Source organism: Micromonospora qiuiae (genome assembly GCF_016863555.1).
Taxonomy (GTDB): Bacteria; Actinomycetota; Actinomycetes; order Mycobacteriales; family Micromonosporaceae; genus Micromonospora; species Micromonospora qiuiae.
Map to the genome: position 1 here is coordinate 13,579 of NZ_BOPC01000035.1, position 19,921 is coordinate 33,499.

Below are 19,921 nucleotides of genomic sequence, written 5' to 3' on the forward strand. Positions count from 1 at the left end.
GGGTGACGACGTGGCGGCGCTCGCGGCGGCCGGTCTGCGCATTCGGCGCGACCACGCCGGGTGCGCACACCGGAAGTGCCGGGTGCTGCGACCCTCGGTGCCGGCGCCGGGGCGGCCTGTGCGGCTCGCCGCCGGACCGGTCGGCCGCCGCGAGCGGCCTACGACAAAATCGTAGCCGGGTGAGAAGGACCATACAATGCGAATATCGAAGCCGATCAGATGCCGGGCGTAGTCGGCCCGGACTGTCGGACCTGCGGCGTACCGTTGAGGTCATGGCGCTCGACATTCCCCGGCTCGACGGACGTTTCCAGGTCGTCAGCGAGTTCCAGCCGGCTGGCGACCAGCCGACAGCGATCGACGATCTGGAGCGGCGGGTGCGCCGTGGCGACCGGCACACGGTGCTGCTCGGGGCGACCGGCACCGGCAAGAGCGCCACCGCCGCCTGGTTGATCGAGCGACTGCAACGGCCCACGCTCGTGCTGGCGCCCAACAAGACGCTCTGTGCCCAGCTGGCGAAGGAGTTCAGCGAGCTGCTGCCGGGCAACGCGGTGGAATATTTCGTCTCGTACTACGACTACTACCAGCCCGAGGCTTACATTCCGCAGACCGACACGTACATCGAGAAGGATTCCTCGATCAACGAGGAGGTCGAGCGGCTGCGGCACTCGGCGACCATGTCGCTGCTCACCCGCCGCGACGTGGTGGTTGTCGCCACGGTCAGCGCGATCTACGGGCTGGGCACCCCGGAGGAATACCTCGACCGTGCGGTGCGCGTCGCGGTCGGCCAGGAGCTGGACCGCGACCAGTTGCTGCGCCGGCTGGTCGACATCCAGTACACCCGCAACGACATGGCCTTCCAGCGCGGCACGTTCCGGGTCCGCGGCGACACGCTGGAGATCATCCCGGCGTACGAAGAGCTCGCCGTCCGGGTCGAGCTCTTCGGCGACGAGGTGGAGAAGCTCTATTACCTCAATCCGCTCACCGGTGACGTGGTGCGCGAGGTGGACCACCTGCTGATCTTCCCGGCGACGCACTACGCGGCCGGTCCGGAGCGGATGGAGCGGGCCATCCGCGACATCGAGACCGAGTTGGGCGAGCGGCTGGCCGAGCTGGAGCGGCAGGGCAAGCTGCTGGAGGCGCAACGGCTGCGGATGCGCACCACCTACGACATCGAGATGATGCGGCAGGTCGGTTTCTGCTCCGGCATCGAGAACTACTCCATGCACATCGACGGCCGGTTGCCCGGCAGCCCGCCGCACTGCCTGCTCGACTACTTCCCCGACGACTTCCTCACCGTGATCGACGAGTCGCACGTGACCATCCCGCAGATCGGCGGCATGTACGAGGGCGACGCCTCCCGCAAGCGGATGCTGATCGACCACGGCTTCCGGCTGCCCAGCGCCGCCGACAACCGCCCGTTGCGGTTCGACGAGTTCCTGGAGCGGGTCGGCCAGATGGTGTTCCTGTCGGCCACCCCGGGGCCGTGGGAGCTGGAACACTCCCAGGGCGAGTTCGTCGAGCAGGTGATCCGCCCGACCGGCCTGGTCGACCCGGAGGTCGTGGTCAAGCCCACCAAGGGCCAGATCGACGACCTGATGCACGAGATCAAGCTGCGCACCGAGCGCGACGAGCGGGTGCTGGTCACCACGCTGACCAAGAAGATGGCCGAGGACCTGTCGGATTACCTCCTGGAAAACGGCATCCGGGTGCGCTACCTGCACTCCGAGGTCGACACGCTGCGCCGCGTCGAGCTGCTGCGCGAGCTGCGCCGGGGCGACTACGACGTGCTGGTCGGCATCAACCTGCTGCGCGAGGGCCTCGACCTGCCCGAGGTGTCCCTGGTGGCGATCCTGGACGCGGACAAGGAAGGCTTTCTGCGTAGCGGCCGCTCGCTGATCCAGACCATCGGTCGGGCCGCCCGCAACGTCTCCGGCCAGGTGCACATGTATGCCGACAAGGTCACGCCGTCGATGGCGGACGCGATCGAGGAGACCAACCGGCGGCGGGCCAAGCAGATCGCGCACAACGAGGCGCACGGCATCAGCCCCGAGCCGCTGCGCAAGAAGATCCACGACATCCTGGACGACATCTACCGCGAGGCGGAGGACACCGAGGCGACCCGGGTCGGCGGTGCGGTGCGGCAGCTGTCCCGGGGCAAGGCTCCGGTCAAGGAGACGCGCAGCCGGGTCCGCGCCGGCACCGGCACCCCGGCCCGCGAGGGCATGGCGCGGGCCGAGTTGGCGCAGCTCATTCAGGAGCTCAACGATCAGATGCTGGCCGCCGCGCGAGAGCTTCAGTTCGAGTTGGCGGCCCGGATCCGCGACGAGGTCGCCGAGCTCAAGAAGGAGCTGCGGGGAATGGACGCCGCCGGGGTGAAGTGAGCCTGGGCCGGTTCGCCACGTCCACTTTGCACGATAGGGCATAGCTGAATGCGAGCATCCTATTGCGCTGGGTGATGGCCGTGCGTACTCTCCCTCCGTGGGGAGGCGGGAATGCCGTTACCAACGAGTCCGGTCATTCGACGCGCACGACTCGGCGCAGAGCTGCGCCAGCTCCGGCGACGGGAAGCGCTGACGCTGGAGCAGGTGTGCGACCGGCTCGGGTGGGCGTCGACCTCGAAACTGTCCCGCATCGAGCTGGGGCAGAGCCGGCCGGACCTGGCCGACGTGCTCGATCTGCTCGACGTCTACCAGGTGCCCCCGCCCCAGCGGGACGCGCTGATCATCATCGCCCGGGACGCGGCGATCAGCCGGGGCTGGTGGAAGTCGCTGGGGGAGATGGGCCAGCGACAGCGCACGTACGCCGAGTTGGAGGCCGGCGCGGCGAGCATCGTGGAGTACCAGCCGGCTCTCGTGCCCGGCCTGTTGCAGACTCCGGCGTACGCGCGCCAGCGCATCGCCGCCGGCCAGCTGATCGATCCGGCGGTGGACATCGAGGCCGACCTGCGCGCCCGCGCCGCGCGGCACGCGGTGCTGCGCCGGGTGGACCCGCCCCGCTACACCGCGCTGATCTCCGCGGCGGCCTGCGAGCCCCGTGGTGACCCCATCGAGGTCTGGCGTGAGCAGTTGCGGCACCTGCTCGACCTGGCCGACTTGCCGCACGTGACCATCCGGTTGCTGTTGGCCGGGCCGGGGCCGCTGCCGCTCACCCCGTTCTCCTGCTACTCCTTTCCCGATCCGGCGGATCCGCGGACGGTGATGCTGGAGGCGCTGACCACCGACGTGCGGCTGACCACTGTGACCGACGTCGAGCGGTACCAGCGGATCACCGACTACCTGCTGGAGGCGGCGCTACCGGCGGAGGAGACGGTGCGGGTGATGGCCCGCCGGCTGGACGAGTGACGGCTTCCCGCGTCGCCCCGGGCCCGGCGCCCCCGTAGCCGTCGGGACCGGGTCGACGCGAGGCGCAGGATAGAACGACGGTACGACAGGATTCAGGCCGCTACGTCGATGAAGTGCTCGACCCGGGGTGGGGCGGCGAAGTGTGGACCGATCAGCTCACGCCACCGCGTGAACCGGTCGGAGGCCCGGAAGTTCTGCTCGTGCGCCTCGACCGAATCCCACTCCACCAGCAGGACGAATCGGGAGGGCGACTCGATGCCCCGGGTCATCCGCACCGATCGGCAGCCGGGTGTGCTGGCGAGCAGTTTGTGCCCCTCGGCGTACGCGGCGGCGAAGGCGTCCTCGTTGCCGGGGCGGATGTCGATGAGCGCGACCTCAAGTACCATGCCGGTCAGCCTGCCATGGCGAGGAATGTCCCGCCGAGGCCGGGGTGCCCCTAGCCTCCTAGGAAGCCGAGTGGGGGTGAGCGGCCTGACACCGGCAGCGTACGGTGTGCCGGTTGCCGGGTGGCTGTCGGAGGAATGAGACTGTGAATGTGTCCGGACTGGTGTGGGCGGCTACGCTCGTTACCCTGACCGCGGTGCTCCTGGTGGATCTGCTCATCATCGGGCGCCGTCCGCATGAGCCGAGTGTTCGGGAGTCGAGCCTCTGGGTCACGCTCTACGTGGGGCTGGCGCTGCTCTTCGGTGCCGGGCTCTGGTTGACCGCCGGCGCAAGCGTCGCCGGGCAGTTCTACACCGGCTGGCTGACCGAGTACAGCCTCTCGGTCGACAACCTATTCGTGTTCATCATCATCATGGCCCGCTTCGCGGTGCCTCGGGCGTATCAGCAGAAGGTGCTGCTCATCGGCATCGTGCTCGCGTTGGTCATGCGGGGTGCCTTCATCGCCGCCGGCGCCGCGCTGATCAGCCAGTTCGGTTGGGTCTTTTACATCTTCGGCGCCTTCCTGATCTACACGGCGATCAATCTGGCCCGGCAGGGTGAGTCGGCGGAGGAGGAGTTCCGGGAGAACGTGCTCATCCGGTGGAGCCGGCGGGCTCTGCCGATCTCCCGGGGATACGACGGAGCCGCGTTGACCGTACGGGAGAACGGCCGGCGGATGTTCACCCCGATGCTCATCGTCATGATCGCCATCGGTACCACCGACCTGATCTTCGCCCTCGACTCGATTCCGGCGATCTTCGGTATCACCCACGAGCCGTATCTCGTCTTCACCGCCAACGTCTTCGCGTTGATGGGGCTGCGACAGCTGTACTTCCTGCTCGGCGGGCTGCTGAACCGGCTGATTTTCCTGAGCTACGGCCTGGCGGTGGTGCTCGGCTTCATCGGGGTCAAGTTGGTCCTCGAGGCGTTGGCCGAGAACAACCTGCCCTTCCTCAACGGTGGCGAGCCCGTCGGCTGGGCGCCGCACATCCCCATCTGGTTGTCGCTGCTGGTCATCCTGGTCACCCTCTCCGTCGCCACCGCCGCCAGCCTGGTCAAGTCATCCCGGGACCGGCGACGCGAACTCGCCGACGTCCGCCGCTGAGTCCGGCCCGGGGCGTACTGGTTCGGGGTCACCGGCCTGGCGGTGCGGGCGTGAGGTCGTGGCGGGCGCGCCAGACCCGGGCGGAGATGTCGGCCAGCAGCCGGCGGGCCGCCCAGTCGGCCCGGTCGCTGCGCTGGTCGTCGCGGAGCGGCCGGCTGGTGCAGACGACGAGCAGGTAGGCGGGGGCATCGTCGGGAAAGACCACGGCTGCGCCGTGCCGTACGCCGCGCACCCAGCCGTTCTTGTGTGCCAGCCGGGTGCCGTCGGGCAGCCCTTCGGCGAGGTCCTGACGGATCTGTTGGGCGCAGAGCACGTCGAGCATTGCGGTGCAGCCCGTGGGGGAGGCGACCGGCCCGGGGGCGGTGGCGCCACTGGCGACGACGTCGAGCAGGGCGGCCAGGTCGGCGGCGGTGACCAGATTGGTGATGCCCGCCTCGCGGGCGGCGAAGTCCTCGATGCCGCGGCCGGTGACGCTGTGCCGGGCACCGACCCGGGCCCAGACCTCGGCCACGGCGTCCAGACCGACGTGTTCGATGACCAGGTTGGTGGCGAGGTTGCTGGACATCACGATCATTCGCTCGGCGAGCCAGCGCAGCGGAACCCGTTCTCCGAGCCGGTCCCAGACGGCGCCGTCGTTGTCATGCTGCCGCGCGCAGGAGAACGCGGGCGCGTCCGGGGCGGCCGAGGTGAACCGGTTGCGGACCTCGACCGGGGTGTCCGGGTCGAGCCGGCCGGCCTCGGCGGCGCGGTGCAGGGCGGCGAGCACGGCCAGCTTCATCGTGCTCGCCGCGTAGTGGGTGGCCTCGGCGTGCCGGGTCCAGGTGGGCGGGGCGGCGAGCCGTCCCGCGTACACCGAGATCGTCCCCGGCACCCCGTCCAGCCGTTGATGAAAGGAAGGGCCCCCTATTAACGCCTGGTGCATGTAAAGGGGCCCTTTCTAACACTCGGCGCGGGTCAGCCGGCGTGCTTGCGCCGGGCAGCGGCGCGGGCCCGCTGGGTCTGGTCGAGCACCACCTTGCGGATCCGTACGGCGACGGGGGTGACTTCGACGCACTCGTCCTCGCGGCAGAACTCCAGGGCCTGCTCCAGCGACAGCTTCCGCGGCGGGATCAGCTTCTCGGTCTCCTCTGCCGTGGAGGAGCGCATGTTGGTGAGCTTCTTCTCCTTGGTGATGTTGACGTCCATGTCGTCGGGGCGGGAGTTCTCCCCGACGATCATGCCTTCGTACACCTCGGTGCCCGGCTCGACGAAGAGCGAGCCGCGCTCCTGGAGGTTCATCATGGCGAAGGCGGTGGCGGAGCCGGCCCGATCGGCGACCAGCGAGCCGTTGCTGCGGGTACGCAGCTCGCCGAACCACGGCTCGTACGACTCGAAGACGTGATGCAGGATGCCGGTGCCGCGGGTCTCGGTGAGGAACTCGGTGCGGAAGCCGATCAGGCCGCGGGCCGGGACCAGCCACTCCATCCGGATCCAGCCGGTGCCGTGGTTGACCAGCTGTTCCATCCGGCCCTTGCGGGTGGCCAGCAGCTGGGTGATCGCGCCGAGGTACTCGTCCGGCGCGTCGATGGTGAGTCGTTCCACCGGCTCGCACGTCCGCCCGTCGATCTCCCGGGTCACCACCTGCGGCTTTCCGACGGTGAGTTCGTACTGCTCGCGGCGCATCTGTTCGACCAGGATGGCCAGCGCCAGCTCGCCGCGGCCCTGCACCTCCCAGGCGTCCGGGCGCTCGGTGGGCAGCACCCGCAGCGAGACGTTGCCGATCAGTTCCTTGTCCAGGCGGTCCTTGACCATCCGGGCGGTGACCTTGGCACCCTTGACCCGGCCGACCAGCGGTGAGGTGTTGGTGCCGATGGTCATCGAGATGGCGGGCTCGTCGACGGTGATCAGCGGCAGCGGCTGCGGGTTCTCCGCGTCGGCGAGGGTCTCGCCGATCATGATCTCGGGGATGCCGGCGACGGCGATGATGTCGCCCGGCCCGGCCGAGTCGGCGGGCTTGCGCTCCAGCCCTTCGGTCATCAGCAGTTCGGAGATGCGGACCCGCTGGGTGCTGCCGTCGGTGCGGCACCAGGCCACGGTCTGGCCCTTGGCGATGGTGCCCTGACGCACCCGGCACAGCGCGAGCCGGCCGAGGAACGGGGAGGCGTCGAGGTTGGTGACGTGTGCCTGCAGCGGCGCCTGCTCGTCGTACGCGGGCGGCGGGATGGTGTCCAGCAGGGTGCGGAACAGCGGCTCCATGCTGTGGCTGTCCTGGGGTACGGAGCCGTCGGCGGGTTGGGTCAGCGAGGCGATGCCGTCGCGGGCGCAGGCGTAGATGATCGGGAAGTCGATCTGCTCTTCGTCGGCGTCCAGGTCGAGGAAGAGTTCGTACGCCTCGTCGACGACCTCCTTGATCCGGGCGTCGGGACGGTCCACCTTGTTGATCACGAGGATGATCGGCAGCCGGGCCATGAGGGCCTTGCGGAGGACGAAGCGGGTCTGCGGCAGCGGGCCCTCACTGGCGTCGACCAGCAGCACCACCCCGTCGACCATGGTCAGCCCGCGCTCGACCTCCCCACCGAAGTCGGCGTGACCGGGAGTGTCGATGATGTTGATGGTGACCGGATCGGAGCCGTCCGCCGGCAGGTAGCGCACGCCGGTGTTCTTGGCCAGGATGGTGATGCCCTTCTCCCGTTCGAGGTCCATCGAGTCCATCACCCGCTCGGTCACCTCGCCCCGGGCGCCGTAGGCGCCGGCCTGCCGCAGCATGGCGTCGACCAGGGTGGTCTTGCCGTGGTCGACGTGAGCGATGATGGCGACGTTGCGGAGGTCGGTGCGCAGCTGCATGCCTCCATCCTCGCGCCTGGGTGGTTGCCGCGCCGCGTCGGGGTGGAATCACGGTGGGTGCGCCACGGCTGGCCGGAATCCGCCGCCCGCCGCCTGTTCCGGCCACGACCGGCCGAGGTCCCCCGCTGCCGGGGACCCCGCGCAGCGGGGGTCGGCTGTTAGGGTGCGGCGGGTTCGTCATTGCCGAAGGGGGTCGACATGGGACGCAACGTCACCCGGCTGGGCATCGCGCTCGTCGCCGGGGTGCTGCTGCTGACCGGCGGCGCGTGCGCCAGAGCGGATGGGCCCGGGCAGGAGCTGCCCGCCCCGGTCGCGCTGCCGGGGGACCTGCCCGCGGAGGCGACGCCGAGCGGATCGCCGGAACCGGACGAACCGGCTGCCACGCCGGCGGCGGTGGAATCGATGGGTGCCGCGCCCAAGGCCAAGGCCAGCGCCAGCGCCAGCGCCAAGGCCAGCGCATCGCCGTCGGCGAAGCCGGCGCCGAAGCCCAAGCGCACCGCGACCGCGCCGCGGGCGGTGCCGAAGCCCCCGACCGAGACGAACCTGCCGCCGAAGCCGCCGAAGCCGCCGGCGGAGGGCTGCAAGCCCAGCTACAAGGGCGAGCAGGCCAGCCGGGCGCAGGTCAAGACCGCGTTGACCAACGCGGCCGGGCGTACGTACTGGCCGACGTCGGCACCGGACATCCGCATCCCGCTGAACCTGATCAAGGCCACGGCGTGGCAGGAGAGCGGCTGGCAGTCCAACATCGTCGCCTGTGACGGCGGCATCGGCCTGATGCAGGTGATGCCGGACACCGCCACCTGGATGAACCAGCGGTTCGGGCAGAGCTACGACGTGTGGGACTACCGGGACAACGCCTACCTCGGCGCCACTTACCTGGCGTGGCTCACCAAATACATCGGTGACATGTACTTCGACGCCGACTACCGGCTCGACGCCGCCCTCTGCACTCCGGGCGAGTTGGACTCCTGCCTGCTCAACGCAGTCATCGCTGCGTACAACTTCGGTCACGGTGCGGTGGCCCGGGAAGGGCAGCCGCTGGCCATCCCCAACCCGACCTACGTGCGCAACGTGCGGGCGCTGATGACGGAGTGTGTCTGCCTGGGCTATTAGGCCCGCGCGCCAGGAGGCCGTGACCCGGCTGCTAGGCCCGCGCGCCACCGGGCCGAAAGGCCGTGACCCGGCCGGGCCACCAGAACCGCTCGCCGAGCAGGAACGCCAGGGCCGGGACGACGACGGTACGCACCAGCAGGGTGTCCAGCAGGACGCCGAGGCAGACGATGATCCCGATCTGGGTCAGCGTGATCAGGGGGAGTACGCCGAGGACGGCGAAGACTGCGGCGAGCAGGATCCCGGCGCTGGTGATGACTCCTCCGGTGACCCGCAGCGCGGAGAGCATGCCGTCGCGGGTGCCGGCGGTGCGGGCGTCCTCGCGGGCGCGGGTGACCAGGAAGATGTTGTAGTCGACGCCGAGCGCGACGAGGAAGACGAAGGCGAGCAACGGCACGCTGCTGTCCAGCGCGGGGAAGCCGAGCACGTGGTCGAAGAGCAGCCAGGCGCCGCCGAGGCTGGCGAAGTACGACGCGACGACGGTGGCGACCAGCAGCATCGGGGCGAGCAGCCCTCGTAGCAGCAGGACCAGCACGGCGGCGACGAGCAGCAGGATGAGCGGCAGGATGAGGCGCAGATCGCGGGCGTCGGCTTCGGCCGAGTCGTACGTGCCGGCGACGGTGCCGCCGACGACTGGGCCGGGGAGGGTGTCGACCCCCGCCGGGGCGGGTGGGGCGGAGTCGGGGACGGCGGCGACGGCCGCTCGCAGTTCGACCAGCGTACGGTCGGAGGCGGTGGTGCCCGGCTCGGCGTCGAAGACGACGTCGACCTGGGCGACGGTCGGCCCGACCGCGCCGGGGCGGGCGGAGGCGACCCCGGGCACGTCGGCGGCGGCTGCGGTGACCGCGCGTACGGCGTCGGGTTTGGTCAGCACCGCGACCGGCTGCGTGGTGCCGGCGGGGAAGGCGCGGGCGAGGGTCTGCGCGCCGGCGACCGCTTCCGGCTGGACCCGGAACTGCTCGGTTTCCGACAGTCCGGTTCGGCTGCCCAGCCCGCCGAGGGCGAGGCCGGCCAGCAGCAGCGTGGCCAGCGCCGCGACGGGGACGGGGCGGCGGATCACGGCGGCGCCGAGCCGGCCCCAGATCCGGCCTTCCCGACCGGTGCTGCCGACGTGCGGCACGAACGGCCAGAACAGGCCGCGCCCGAGCAGCACCAGCGCGGCGGGCAGCACGAGCAGGGCCGAGGCCATGGCCAGCAGGATGCCGGTGGCGCAGGCGACGGCGAGAGCGCGGTTGAGTTCCCGCTCGCTCAGCAGCAGGGTGAGCACCCCGAGCATGACGGTGCCGCCGCTGGCCAGGATCGGTTCGGCGGTACGGCGCAGGGCGGAGCGCATCGCGGCGAACCGGTCCGGTTCGCGGCGGAGTTCCTCGCGGTAGCGGGCGATGAGCAGCAGCGCGTAGTTGGTGGCGGCGCCGAAGACGAGCACGCTGGCGATGCCGGTGACCGCGCCGCCGGCGAGGTGGATGCCGACCGCCGGGACGATCGTGTCGAGGGCCCGCAGGGTGATTTGTTCGGTGGCGGCCACGATGGCCAGCGGCACCATCCAGAGCAGGGGACTGCGGTAGGTGACGAGCAGCAGCAGCGCCACGACGCTGGCGGTGACGGCGAGCAGGGTGGTGTCGGCGCCCTCGAAGACCTTGGCCAGGTCGGCGGTGAAGGCGGGGGCACCGGTCACCTCGACGGTGAGGTCGGTGGGCAGTCCGGTCAGCGCCGCGCGGAGTTGGGTCACCCGGTCGACGATTTCCTCCTGGCCGCCGCCGGTGGCCAGCGGTACGGCGACCAGGGCCACCGTGCCGTCGGGGGAGATTCGCGGCGGGGCGACCTGACCGCCGGCGGCGAGCGGGGCCAGGGCGTCGGTGCCGGTGGCGACGGCCGCCCGGTCGGCGTCGGTGAGCGGTGCGGCGTCGTCGCGGCTGACCACCACGACGGCCGGCTGGACGTCGCTGCCGGGCAGGTCGTCCTGGAGGCGTTCGACCTGGGTGGACTGCCACTGCTCGGACAGGCCGGTGGTGGAGACGGGTGCCGGGTTGTCGGGTGCGGGCAGCCAGAAGACGGCCGCGCCGAGCGCGATCGCCGTGCCGAGGGTGAGCCACGCGCTCCGGCGATTGCCGGCGACACGGGTGAACGCGGGCATCCGGGCACCATCCGATCTCCGGACCATGGGATCTCTAGACGTTCGAGAGTTTCGCCTATCGAGAGAATTGGCGCAACAACTCTCGACAGGCGTGGATCTTGACTGGCGGGGCATCCGAGCGGCTCGGCTATGCTGCCACCCGGGCGTGGAGGGAAGCAGCGGGACGTGGCAGCTCACGGCATGTATCGGCGGCGCGACACGCGGCGGGGTTGGTTGATCGCGGAGATCGCCGCCGAGCTGCGGCGGTACGGCGCGGACGCCCAGCACGTCGGGCATGCCTTCGCCGGGCGGCACGGTCTGAACGCCACCGACCTCCAGGCGCTGATCGCCGTGATGGACGCCGAACTGGTCGGCGCGCCGATCACCCCCGGCCGGCTCGGCGAGCAGCTGAACCTCTCCTCCGGCTCGGTCACCGCGCTGATCGACCGCCTCGAACGTGCCGGGCACATCCGTCGCGACCGCGACACCAGCGACCGGCGCAAGGTGCTGCTGCGCTACGCCGACCGGGGCGCCGCCCTGGCCATGGACTTCTTCCGGCCGCTGGGCGAACGCACCGACCAGGTGACGGCCGGTTTCCGCGACGAGGAACTGGAGGTGGTGTACCGGTTCGTGTCGGCGATGGGCGCCTCGCTCCGGGAGCACCGCGACGCGCTGCGGGACGAGCCGGCGCGACGGCGGACCGACTGAGGCCGATGCTGGATCGACTCGCGTCCCGCCTCGCCGCCGCCGCGCTGCGGTTGCCGCCGGCACGCACCCGCAGGATCGCCGTCACCCGTGACCTTGCCGTCCGGGTACGCGACGGGGTGATCCTGCGCGCCGACCACTACGCCCCCGATCTGGCGGGGGCGCCCACCGTGCTGATCCGCACTCCGTACGGTCGGGGCGGGCCGATGCGGCTGCTCTGCCGGCTCGCGGCCGAGCAGGGGTTCCACGTGATCATCCAGTCCTGCCGGGGCACCGGCGGCTCGGGCGGGCTGTTCGACCCGTTCGTGCGCGAGCGGGACGACGGGCTGGACACCCTCGACTGGCTGCGGCGGCAGCGCTGGTGGTGCGGCGCGTTCGGCATGTTCGGCGCCAGTTACCAGGGCTTCGTGCAGTGGGCCCTGGCGGCCGACGCGGGCGAGGAACTGCGGGCGATGGTCGCCGTGGTCACCGCCTCGGCCACCCGCGACTCCACGTACGCCGGCGAGTCGTTCGCCCTGGACACGGTGCTGACCTGGACGGAGCTGCTCCAGGCGCAGACCGTGCCCTGGCTGGCCCGGCAGTGGGAACTCAAGCGGGGGCAGCCCCGGCTGGTCGCCGCGCTGTCGCACCTGCCCCTGATCGAGGCGGACCGGGTGGCGACCGGGGTCACCGTGCCGTTTTTTCAGGAGTGGCTGCGCCACCACACCCCGCAGTCCGACTACTGGCGCCGCCGGGTCTTCGACGACCGGCTGCATCTGGTGCGGGCCCCGGTGGCGATGGTCAGCGGCTGGCACGACATCTTCCTGCCAGCGCAGCTGCGCGACTATGCCGCGCTGCGCGCCACCGGCGCCCGGCCGCGGCTCACTGTCGGGCCGTGGACCCACGGCAGCCCTGGGCTGTTCGTGGCTGCCCTGCGGGAGGGGCTTCGCTGGCTCGACGCCCACCTGGGCGGTGCCGACGCGACGGGCGCGGCCGCCCGCGACACCAGCGGCGGCGACGCGCGTGCCGCTGGCGGCGGCACGCAGGACGGGGTCCGCACCGGGTCGGTGCGGGACGCACCGGTACGGGTGCACGTCGGCGGGACCGGCGGGGGCTGGCGGGACCTGCCGGACTGGCCGCCGCCCGCCCGCGAGGTCCGGTGGTACCTGCACCCGGGTCGGGCGCTGCGCACGGCGGTCGCCGTCCCGTCGTCGCCGGACGGATTCTGGTACGACCCGGCCGACCCGACCCCCTCGCTGGGCGGCCCGCTGCTGGTGGCCCAGCGGGCCGGGCCGGTCGACAACCGTCCGGTGGAGGCCCGCCCGGACGTGCTGACCTGGACCAGTGCGCCGCTCACCAGCGCGATGGAGGTGATCGGCCCGGTCCGCGCCGAGATCCACCTGCGCAGCGAACTGCCGTATCTCGACGTCTTCGTGCGGCTGTGCGACGTGGACCGTCGGGGTCGTTCCTGGAACGTCTGCGACGGGCTGGTGCGGCTCGACCCGCTGCACGCCACCACCGACGGGGCGGGTGTCGTGACGGCAGCGGTGGAACTGTGGCCCACCGCCCACCGGTTCGCGCCCGGTCACCGGTTGCGCCTGCAGGTTTCCGGGGGCGCCCACCCCCGGTACGCGCGCAACCCCGGCACCGGCGAACCGCTCGGTGCGGCGGTCCGGCTGCGTGCCGGATATCGCGAGATCCTGCACGACCCGGATCATCCGTCCGCCGTGGTCCTGCCGCTCGTGGGTCCTGCCACGCCGCCTCGCTCGGGCTGACTGCGGCGAACGCTGCCGCCCGTGGCGGCGGCCGGTCACCGGCCGCCGCCACCGGCACCGCTCACATCGCCCGGACGTTGTCCGCCTGCGGTCCCTTCTGCCCCTGAGTCACCTCGAACTCGACCTGCTGGCCCTCGGACAGCTCGCGGTAGCCGCTCGCCGCGATCGCTGAGTAGTGGACGAAGACGTCCGGACCTCCACCGTCCTGCTCGATGAAACCGAAGCCCTTTTCCGAGTTGAACCACTTCACGGTGCCGGTTGCCATGTGTTTCTCTCTCCTTGTTCCGCGGGCGATCGCCCAGTGGGTGCCAGTGATCGCCCAATACCGTCCCGACAGTAACCGCTGTAAGGGGCATTTGCCGGGCGAAGCGCCTGAGGCGATGACGGTGTGATGGTGTGATGGTGTAGCCGTGGCCGAGCGGCCTCCGGGATGATCCGGAGGAACCTCCGGTGGAAACCCGGTGTCGGGCGTGGCGGAGCAGGCCCTAGCGTACGGGGTATGGCAGACCAGTTGGCCCAGGTCGGAGAGCTTCCCGTCGTGCTGCTGATGGGGGTGCTCGGCGTGGTCATGCTCTTCGACGCGGTGCCGCTGTTCGGCGTCCTCGTTCCGGGCGACGTGGCGGTTCTCGCCGCGGTGGCGGTCGGCAGCCCCGGCACCGGGCTGGCGACCTTCGTCGCCGTGGTCACCGGCTGCCTCGCCGGCTGGTCCCTGAGCTTCCTGGCCGGCCGGCGGTGGGGTGACCGGCTGCGGCACAGCCGCTTCGGTGGCTGGGTCGGTGAGGCCCGGTGGGTGGCGGCGGAAGGCATCCTGCGCCGTGACGGCGGGCGGCTGGTGCTGGTCGCCCCCTTCCTGCCGGTGTTCAACGCGCTGCTGCCGCTGGCGGCGGGCGGTCTGCACATGTCGTACCGGCGGTTCCTCGGCTTCGCGGCGCTCGGTGCGGGCGCGTGGGCCGGCCTCTACCTGCTGGTGGGGACCGCGTCGCGGTCGCTGGCCGGGCTGTTCCCGCCGGGCGCGAGCCCGCTGCTGGTCACCCTGGTCGGTGGCCTGCTGCTGGCCGCCCTGGTGCTGCTCGGCACCCGGCGCCGGCTGCGTACGATCACCGCCTGAGCGCCGGACCGCCCGCACATCGGGCACCCGGGCCGCCTTTCATGTCGGGATCACGCTGCGGGCTCGCCCCACCACCGGACGCGAGTGGGTGCGGTCAGGCCGGACATCAGCGTCGCGGCGGTCACACCCATGTCAGCGAGGATGTTGATGGTCGCCTGCCGGATGACCGTCGAGGTGTTGTCGCTGCCCACCTGGTAGGTGTTGGCCGAGTCCAGCCCCAACGACCAGTTGATCGTTCCCGTGCCGAACGTCAGGCTGCCGTCGCCGCCCGGGTGCACCACCAGCCGGTGCGTCGCGGTGCCGGCGGAGTCGTACTCGTCGCCGGGCCCGGTCAGCAGCAACCCGGACGGGATCGAATACGTCACGTGCGAGCAGAAGACGGCGTCCGGATGCGGTGGCGCCAGGTACGCCGCCCCTGGGGAACTCGTGCCGGCCGGGCCGTAGGTGTCCCATTCGAAGCCGAGGATCTGCCCCGGGGAGGTCCACGCCTGGCCTGCGGTGAGCGCCGCCACGCTGGTGTGCCGCCACAGCGGGGTCGCCGAGTACCCGCCGTCGTAGGGCACGACCAGCGGCCGGAGATCGGGCCCGTTGACCACGAAGATGGTGCCGGTCAGGGTGTTCTCCGGGTCGTCGCCGCCTTTGCCGGCGCCGTCCGGGTCGCGCCACGTGCCCGTCCACTGTGGCCGTTCCAGCGATTCGCGCGAGGCGATGGTGGACTTGTAACACTCCCAGGTGCGCGGCCGGCCCGTGGCGTCCGCGCCGTGACCGACGGCGCGCCAGAACACCTCGTTGGCGGCGCAGAAGAACAGGCTGGTCCCGGAATCCTTGGCCGTCTCCCAGCCGGCGCGCATCGCGTCGGACCAGTACTCGTTGTGGCCCATCGCCAACGCCGCCCGGACGGGTCGCAGCAGCGCCCCGGTCGGGTCGCCGGCCGCGTCGAGGCAGGCGTAGTACTTGGCGTCGACGCCGTTGCGCTCCAGGAACCGCAACATCGGGTACTCGCCGGTGAAGAACGTCGACCACTGCACGGCCCCGTAGGCGCGGCCCGGGTCGGCGGCCCCCCGGTTGACGATCGGCCGGTCGTACGACACGTACCGGGCGCAGTCACTGTGGTACTGGTTGATGGCGGTGCCGTAATACAGGCTGTTGCCCGCGTACTGGTTGGCGCCGAGCCCACCGAACGCGTTGTAGGCGACCCAGGTGGAGTCCGCAGGCATCACCATCAGCTCCGCCGTCCGGTCGTCGTCGCGCAGCACGAACAGCACGTGGCTCGCGCCGCCGCCGGTGCGCTCGAGGCGAAGCAAATAGACCCCGGAGGGCGCCCACGCCGGTGGAGTCCAGGTCAGTGTGGTCGACCAGTTGCCGCAGTCCAGCGAAGGGCGGCTCGTCACCGGGTCACAGTCGCCCGGCGGCGGCTGGGCCTGGCTGGCCGCCAACTGCGCCGCGCTCGGGGTGAGGGTGGCGTACCGGCGGGCACCGGCGCCGCCGTACCAGCCGATCCGGTACACCTGAGCCGACCAGCCGGCACCGTCGCTTTGGCCGATCTTGAAGTGGACCGTCTCGTGCCGGTCGACGCTGAACCCGTCGGCGAACCCCTGCAGGGTGCTGATTCCGCCGAGGGCGCCGACCGGCAGATCCCACGCCGCGCGGGCGACCCCCGGCAGGGCGTTCTCCGCCGCGACCGGATTCGGTCCCCGCGACACCCGCAGATCCAGGTTGCCGGACCTGCCGGTGCTCGTGGTCACCGACGCGCGCACCACCGCCACGCCCGAGCCGGTTGGAGCGGTGTAGGTCGGTGTCGCCGTGGCGGCGCCGGCCAGCGAGCCACCACCCGACTGCACCGACCACGAGTAGGAGGTGATCGTCTCGCCGGGGGAGAGAGCGGTGGCCTCTACGTCCAGGCCGACCGTCGCGCCGGACCCAACGGGCCGGTCCGTGCCGGCCAACGTGAGGTTGCCGCCGGACATGCTGGGAACCGCGCAGAGAAGATCCACGAAATAGCAGGTGGCGTTGTACGTCAGCCCGGGGTAGCTGTCGGTCAGCGAGTAGCGGCCGTTGCCGATGCCCGCCGGGTCCGCCCCTGTGGCCGGAGCGAACAGGTTGCCGTTCGTGCGGGCGGAGGCGAAGAACGCGTGCGTGTACGGGTAGGCCACCTCGACCGTGGCGGACAGGTACACGGCGGCGACCAACCACCGGCCGGCCAGCACCGGCAGCGGCGCGACGGCGACGGTGTTCCAGGCGCCCCAGGTCGGTGTGGTGAACGTCGCCCGCCGCAGCACCTGCCGCGAGACGTTGTCGTACAGCACCCACTGGGCCGTCATCTGCCCGGCCGGCACGTACTGCGGAAACAACCATCGGCCACCGACAATCTCACCGTCGGCGGTGACCTGGATCAGGGTGCCGACCGTCAACTGCGTACGGGCCTCCGTCCAGTGTGGATTCGCTGCGGCCGTCGAGTTGTCGAAGAGGGACTGTGGCTGCACGGGTCACCTCCGGTATGGAGTTCGAGTGACCCTCACCTTCGCGGTCGTGGCCTGAATTCTCCGTCGATGATGCGATGTCGTCGGGTACCGGACAGTGCTCGGGTGGCTACCCTGCGGGCCTTTGTGGACGGCGGCAGGCTACCAGCCGCGCGCCCGCCACTCGGGTAGCTGCGGCCGCTCGGCACCGAGTGTCGAGTCCCGGCCGTGTCCCGGGTAGAACCAGGTCTCGTCCGGCAGCCGGTCGAAAACCTTGTGCTCGACGTCGTCGATCAGCGCGGCGAAACGCTCCGGGTCCTGGTCGGTGTTGCCGACGCCGCCCGGGAAAAGGCTGTCGCCGGTGAAGAGGTGCGGGATGCCGTCGGGGTCGCGGTAGAGCAGCGCCACCGAACCGGGCGTGTGTCCCTTGAGGTGGATGACCTCCAAGGCGCAGTCGCCGACCGGCACGGTGTCGCCGTCGGTGAGGGTCTGCGTTTCGATCGGCAGGCCGGCCGCGTCGTCGACGTGCACCAGCGCGCGGGCGCCGGTCCTGGCCACCACCTCGGCCAGCGCCACCCAGTGGTCCATGTGCTGGTGAGTGGTGACCACCGTGCGCAGCCCGTCGTCGCCGATCAGCTCCAGCAGACGCGGCGCCTCGTTGGCCGCGTCGATCAGCAGCTGCTCGCCGCTGGAACGGCAGCGCAGCAGGTACGCGTTGTTGTCCATCGGCCCGACCGAGACCTTGGTGATGGTCAGCCGGTCGAGTTCGCGTACCGCCGGGGGGCCGCCGGGGGTGACGTCTCCGCTGTAGGTCATGGTGCTAGATCCATTCGGGTGGGCGGGGCAACTGACCGTCGGGGGTGACGGTCAGGTCGGTGCCGGGGCTGCGGCCGGTCAGCCAGGCGGCCAGCTCGGCCGCCGGGCCAGCGATGACGGGGGCCCGAGCGCGGTCGCCGACCACCAGTTCGTGGCGGCTGCCGTCGAAGCGCAGCACCATCGGCGGGGCGTCGTCGCGGCCGGTGAAGGTGTCGACCACCTCGTGCAGCAGCCGGTGGCCGAACTCCGCCGACCAGTCCGCCGGCCGGTAGTCGGCGGCCAGGTCGACGTGGTGGATCTCCAGTTCCCGCAGCCGTCCCCAGACCAGCATTGCGGCCGGCCAGGGGCCGCGCCGGGTCTCGACGGTGGCCGCCCACGCCTGCGGCGGCATCGCGGCGACCGCCTCGGTGAACCGGTCCGCGCTGCGCCGCAGGTCGTCGAGGTGCTCCTCCGGCGCCCGGGACGCGCCGGCGGCGATGTCGGCGTCCCGGGACTCGGCGCTGGCGTACTGCGGGATCCGCTCGCCGGTCCGGGCCGAGGTGAGCAGGTTGACGAAGGCGTCGGCGTTGCGGGCCAGATGGGTGAGGACGTGACCGCGCGCCCAGCCCGGCAGCAGCGACGGCGCCGCCAGATCGGCGGCGTCGAAGCGGGCCGCCGTGCGCAGCAGGCGAGCCGTCGCGTCGTGCACGTCGCCGGTCAGCAGGAGGGGGTCCATGGTCACTCCCCGACCCTAGTCGCCCGGGTTGGCCGCGTCGCCGGGGAATTCACTTCCTCCAGTGGCGCCGGGCGTCCTACCGTCGAGTTGGTTCGCGGCGCCGGAACGGGGGAGGTGGTGGTCATGCCGGTCACCGCACGTACGTCTCATCCGCACCGACCCTGAACGAGGAGCCGTGAAGATCATCCTGACCGCCCTGGGCTGGGACACCGACCGGGCGGCGTATCTGCGTCGTCACCGTACCGACCACCGCCCGGGCCGGGTCGCCCGGGTCGACCGCGGCGTCTGCACCGTGCTCACCGAGCACGGTCCGGTGCGCGCCACCTCGGGTGGTGCCGTGCTGGCCGCCGCGGCCGGCGACGCCACCCGACTGCCCTGCGCCGGAGACTGGGTGCTGCTCGGCACCTGGCCTGACGCGCGGGTGACCGTGGAGGCGGTGCTGCCTCGGCGTACCGCCCTGATCCGCCGGACCGCCGGTAAGGACGCCAGCGGTCAACTGCTGGCCGCCAACCTGGACGCCGCCGCGGTGGTGGAGCCGGTGCACCCCGCGCCGGACGCCGGCCGCATCGAGCGGCTGCTCTCCCTGGTCCACGAGTCGGGCGCCCGGCCGCTGGTCGTGTTGACCAAGACCGACCTGGCGGCTGATCCGGCGGCGGTGGCACGCCAGCTCGCGGCCGTCGCGCCGGGGGTGCCGGTGCTGCCGGTCAGCGCCGAGCGGGGCACCGGGCTGGACCCGCTGCGCGCCGAGGTGGCCCCAGGCCGCACCCTCGGCCTGCTCGGGCCCTCCGGCGCGGGCAAGTCGAGCCTGGTCAACGCGCTCGCCGGGACCACGGTGATGTCCACCCAGTCGATCCGCCGGGTCGACGGCAAGGGACGACACACCACCACCTGGCGGTCGCTGGTGCCGCTGCCCGGCGGCGGTGCCGTGCTGGACACCCCGGGCGTACGGGCGGTCGGCCTGCTGGACGGGGCGACGGGCCTCGACCGGGCCTTCGTCGACATCGCCGATCTCGCCGCCTACTGCCGGTACGGCGACTGCGGGCACGAGTCGGAGCCGGGCTGCGCCGTGCGGGCGGCGCTGGAGGCCGGCGAACTGTCCGCCCGCCGCTGGGAGAGCTGGCGGCGCCTGCACCGCGAGATCGCCCACGAAACCCGCCGCCGCACCACCCGCCTCACCCGCCCCACCCGCCTCCGCCCCTCCCACTAACCACCCCCGCCCCTCTCCGCACCCCGCCCTCTCCGCACCCCGCCCTCTCCGCACCCCCGTACCTCGCCCTCCCCGCCTTCCCGCCCTCCCCGCACCCTCGCCCCCGCCCGCCGATCTTGCAGTTTTGGTCGCTGTTATGCCCCCTTCACGGCTTTTGTGGCGACCGAAAGTGCAAGATCGTGCGGGGTGCGGGGTGCGGGGTGCGGGGTGCGGGGTGCGGGGTGCGGGGTGCGGGATGCGGG

At 71.6% G+C, this 19,921-nt stretch carries 16 protein-coding genes; 8 read left to right on the forward strand and 8 right to left on the reverse strand.

Annotated elements, in window-relative coordinates; translation table 11 throughout:
- The first annotated feature begins 272 nt into the window (after positions 1 to 272).
- Both uvrB and Vqi01_RS13870 read left to right on the forward strand, forming a co-directional pair.
- Complete coding sequence (gene uvrB, locus Vqi01_RS13865) at positions 273 to 2,381, forward strand: excinuclease ABC subunit UvrB (RefSeq protein ID WP_204035190.1); 2,109 nt, start codon at positions 273 to 275, stop codon at positions 2,379 to 2,381.
- Between the two features lie 111 nt (positions 2,382 to 2,492).
- The gene (locus tag Vqi01_RS13870; RefSeq protein WP_204035191.1) at positions 2,493 to 3,341 is read left to right on the forward strand and encodes a helix-turn-helix domain-containing protein; all 849 of its coding nucleotides are present in this window, start codon (positions 2,493 to 2,495) and stop codon (positions 3,339 to 3,341) included.
- Between the two features lie 92 nt (positions 3,342 to 3,433).
- On the opposite strand, the gene Vqi01_RS13875 is transcribed toward Vqi01_RS13870, so the two are convergent.
- Positions 3,434 to 3,727: an antibiotic biosynthesis monooxygenase family protein gene (locus Vqi01_RS13875; protein WP_204035192.1), complete on the reverse strand. Its 294-nt coding sequence runs from the start codon at positions 3,725 to 3,727 to the stop codon at positions 3,434 to 3,436.
- 143 nt (positions 3,728 to 3,870) lie between these two features.
- Between Vqi01_RS13875 and Vqi01_RS13880 the strand changes: the two genes are divergently transcribed.
- Complete coding sequence (locus Vqi01_RS13880; protein ID WP_204035193.1) at positions 3,871 to 4,869, forward strand: TerC family protein; 999 nt, start codon at positions 3,871 to 3,873, stop codon at positions 4,867 to 4,869.
- A gap of 28 nt (positions 4,870 to 4,897) precedes the next feature.
- On the opposite strand, the gene Vqi01_RS13885 is transcribed toward Vqi01_RS13880, so the two are convergent.
- Positions 4,898 to 5,791 (reverse strand): serine hydrolase, encoded by an 894-nt coding sequence (locus tag Vqi01_RS13885; RefSeq protein ID WP_204035194.1) that lies wholly within the window; start codon positions 5,789 to 5,791, stop codon positions 4,898 to 4,900.
- A gap of 32 nt (positions 5,792 to 5,823) precedes the next feature.
- Positions 5,824 to 7,692, reverse strand: a complete 1,869-nt coding sequence (typA, locus tag Vqi01_RS13890; protein WP_204035195.1) for a translational GTPase TypA — start codon at positions 7,690 to 7,692, stop codon at positions 5,824 to 5,826.
- 198 nt (positions 7,693 to 7,890) lie between these two features.
- On the opposite strand from typA, the gene Vqi01_RS13895 reads away from it, so the two are divergent.
- A complete protein-coding gene (locus Vqi01_RS13895) occupies positions 7,891 to 8,805 on the forward strand; it encodes a lytic transglycosylase domain-containing protein (protein ID WP_204035196.1) in 915 nt (304 codons plus the stop codon).
- 31 nt (positions 8,806 to 8,836) lie between these two features.
- On the opposite strand, the gene Vqi01_RS13900 is transcribed toward Vqi01_RS13895, so the two are convergent.
- Positions 8,837 to 10,936: an MMPL family transporter gene (locus Vqi01_RS13900; protein WP_204035197.1), complete on the reverse strand. Its 2,100-nt coding sequence runs from the start codon at positions 10,934 to 10,936 to the stop codon at positions 8,837 to 8,839.
- A gap of 180 nt (positions 10,937 to 11,116) precedes the next feature.
- Between Vqi01_RS13900 and Vqi01_RS13905 the strand changes: the two genes are divergently transcribed.
- Positions 11,117 to 11,623, forward strand: coding sequence for a MarR family winged helix-turn-helix transcriptional regulator (locus tag Vqi01_RS13905; protein ID WP_204035206.1), 507 nt, complete (start codon positions 11,117 to 11,119; stop codon positions 11,621 to 11,623).
- A 5-nt stretch (positions 11,624 to 11,628) separates the two neighbouring features.
- Entirely contained in the window at positions 11,629 to 13,374 is a 1,746-nt protein-coding gene (locus Vqi01_RS13910; RefSeq protein ID WP_204035198.1) for a CocE/NonD family hydrolase, read from the forward strand.
- 61 nt (positions 13,375 to 13,435) lie between these two features.
- On the opposite strand, the gene Vqi01_RS13915 is transcribed toward Vqi01_RS13910, so the two are convergent.
- On the reverse strand, positions 13,436 to 13,639 hold the full coding sequence (locus Vqi01_RS13915; RefSeq protein WP_204035199.1) for a cold-shock protein: 204 nt from the start codon (positions 13,637 to 13,639) through the stop codon (positions 13,436 to 13,438).
- Positions 13,640 to 13,873: 234 nt separating this feature from the next.
- Here Vqi01_RS13915 and Vqi01_RS13920 point away from each other — a divergent pair, with 234 nt between their 5' ends.
- Complete coding sequence (locus Vqi01_RS13920; RefSeq protein WP_204035200.1) at positions 13,874 to 14,482, forward strand: DedA family protein; 609 nt, start codon at positions 13,874 to 13,876, stop codon at positions 14,480 to 14,482.
- Positions 14,483 to 14,532: 50 nt separating this feature from the next.
- Here the strand turns inward: Vqi01_RS13920 and Vqi01_RS13925 are convergent, their stop codons facing one another.
- The 3 genes from Vqi01_RS13925 to Vqi01_RS13935 all read right to left on the reverse strand — a co-directional run bounded on the left by Vqi01_RS13925 (position 14,533) and on the right by Vqi01_RS13935 (position 18,478).
- Entirely contained in the window at positions 14,533 to 16,965 is a 2,433-nt protein-coding gene (locus Vqi01_RS13925) for a N,N-dimethylformamidase beta subunit family domain-containing protein (RefSeq protein WP_204035201.1), read from the reverse strand.
- A 138-nt stretch (positions 16,966 to 17,103) separates the two neighbouring features.
- On the reverse strand, positions 17,104 to 17,757 hold the full coding sequence (locus Vqi01_RS13930; RefSeq protein ID WP_204035202.1) for an MBL fold metallo-hydrolase: 654 nt from the start codon (positions 17,755 to 17,757) through the stop codon (positions 17,104 to 17,106).
- 4 nt (positions 17,758 to 17,761) lie between these two features.
- Entirely contained in the window at positions 17,762 to 18,478 is a 717-nt protein-coding gene (locus Vqi01_RS13935; protein WP_204035203.1) for a maleylpyruvate isomerase family mycothiol-dependent enzyme, read from the reverse strand.
- Between the two features lie 169 nt (positions 18,479 to 18,647).
- Here Vqi01_RS13935 and rsgA point away from each other — a divergent pair, with 169 nt between their 5' ends.
- Positions 18,648 to 19,679: a ribosome small subunit-dependent GTPase A gene (rsgA, locus tag Vqi01_RS13940; protein WP_204035204.1), complete on the forward strand. Its 1,032-nt coding sequence runs from the start codon at positions 18,648 to 18,650 to the stop codon at positions 19,677 to 19,679.
- Positions 19,680 to 19,921: the final 242 nt, after the last annotated feature.

Excerpts from the sequence above, each read along its gene's own strand:
- typA (WP_204035195.1), bottom strand. The coding sequence starts at position 7,692 with ATGCAGCTGCGCACCGACCTCCGCAACGTCGCCATCATCGCTCACGTC.
- Vqi01_RS13900 (WP_204035197.1), bottom strand. The coding sequence starts at position 10,936 with ATGCCCGCGTTCACCCGTGTCGCCGGCAATCGCCGGAGCGCGTGGCTC.
- Vqi01_RS13905 (WP_204035206.1), top strand. The coding sequence starts at position 11,117 with ATGTATCGGCGGCGCGACACGCGGCGGGGTTGGTTGATCGCGGAGATC.
- Vqi01_RS13930 (WP_204035202.1), bottom strand. The coding sequence starts at position 17,757 with ATGACCTACAGCGGAGACGTCACCCCCGGCGGCCCCCCGGCGGTACGC.
- Vqi01_RS13895 (WP_204035196.1), top strand. The coding sequence starts at position 7,891 with ATGGGACGCAACGTCACCCGGCTGGGCATCGCGCTCGTCGCCGGGGTG.
- Vqi01_RS13870 (WP_204035191.1), top strand. The coding sequence starts at position 2,493 with ATGCCGTTACCAACGAGTCCGGTCATTCGACGCGCACGACTCGGCGCA.
- uvrB (WP_204035190.1), top strand. The coding sequence starts at position 273 with ATGGCGCTCGACATTCCCCGGCTCGACGGACGTTTCCAGGTCGTCAGC.
- Vqi01_RS13915 (WP_204035199.1), bottom strand. The coding sequence starts at position 13,639 with ATGGCAACCGGCACCGTGAAGTGGTTCAACTCGGAAAAGGGCTTCGGT.
- Vqi01_RS13920 (WP_204035200.1), top strand. The coding sequence starts at position 13,874 with ATGGCAGACCAGTTGGCCCAGGTCGGAGAGCTTCCCGTCGTGCTGCTG.
- Vqi01_RS13885 (WP_204035194.1), bottom strand. The coding sequence starts at position 5,791 with ATGCACCAGGCGTTAATAGGGGGCCCTTCCTTTCATCAACGGCTGGAC.
- Vqi01_RS13910 (WP_204035198.1), top strand. The coding sequence starts at position 11,629 with ATGCTGGATCGACTCGCGTCCCGCCTCGCCGCCGCCGCGCTGCGGTTG.
- Vqi01_RS13875 (WP_204035192.1), bottom strand. The coding sequence starts at position 3,727 with ATGGTACTTGAGGTCGCGCTCATCGACATCCGCCCCGGCAACGAGGAC.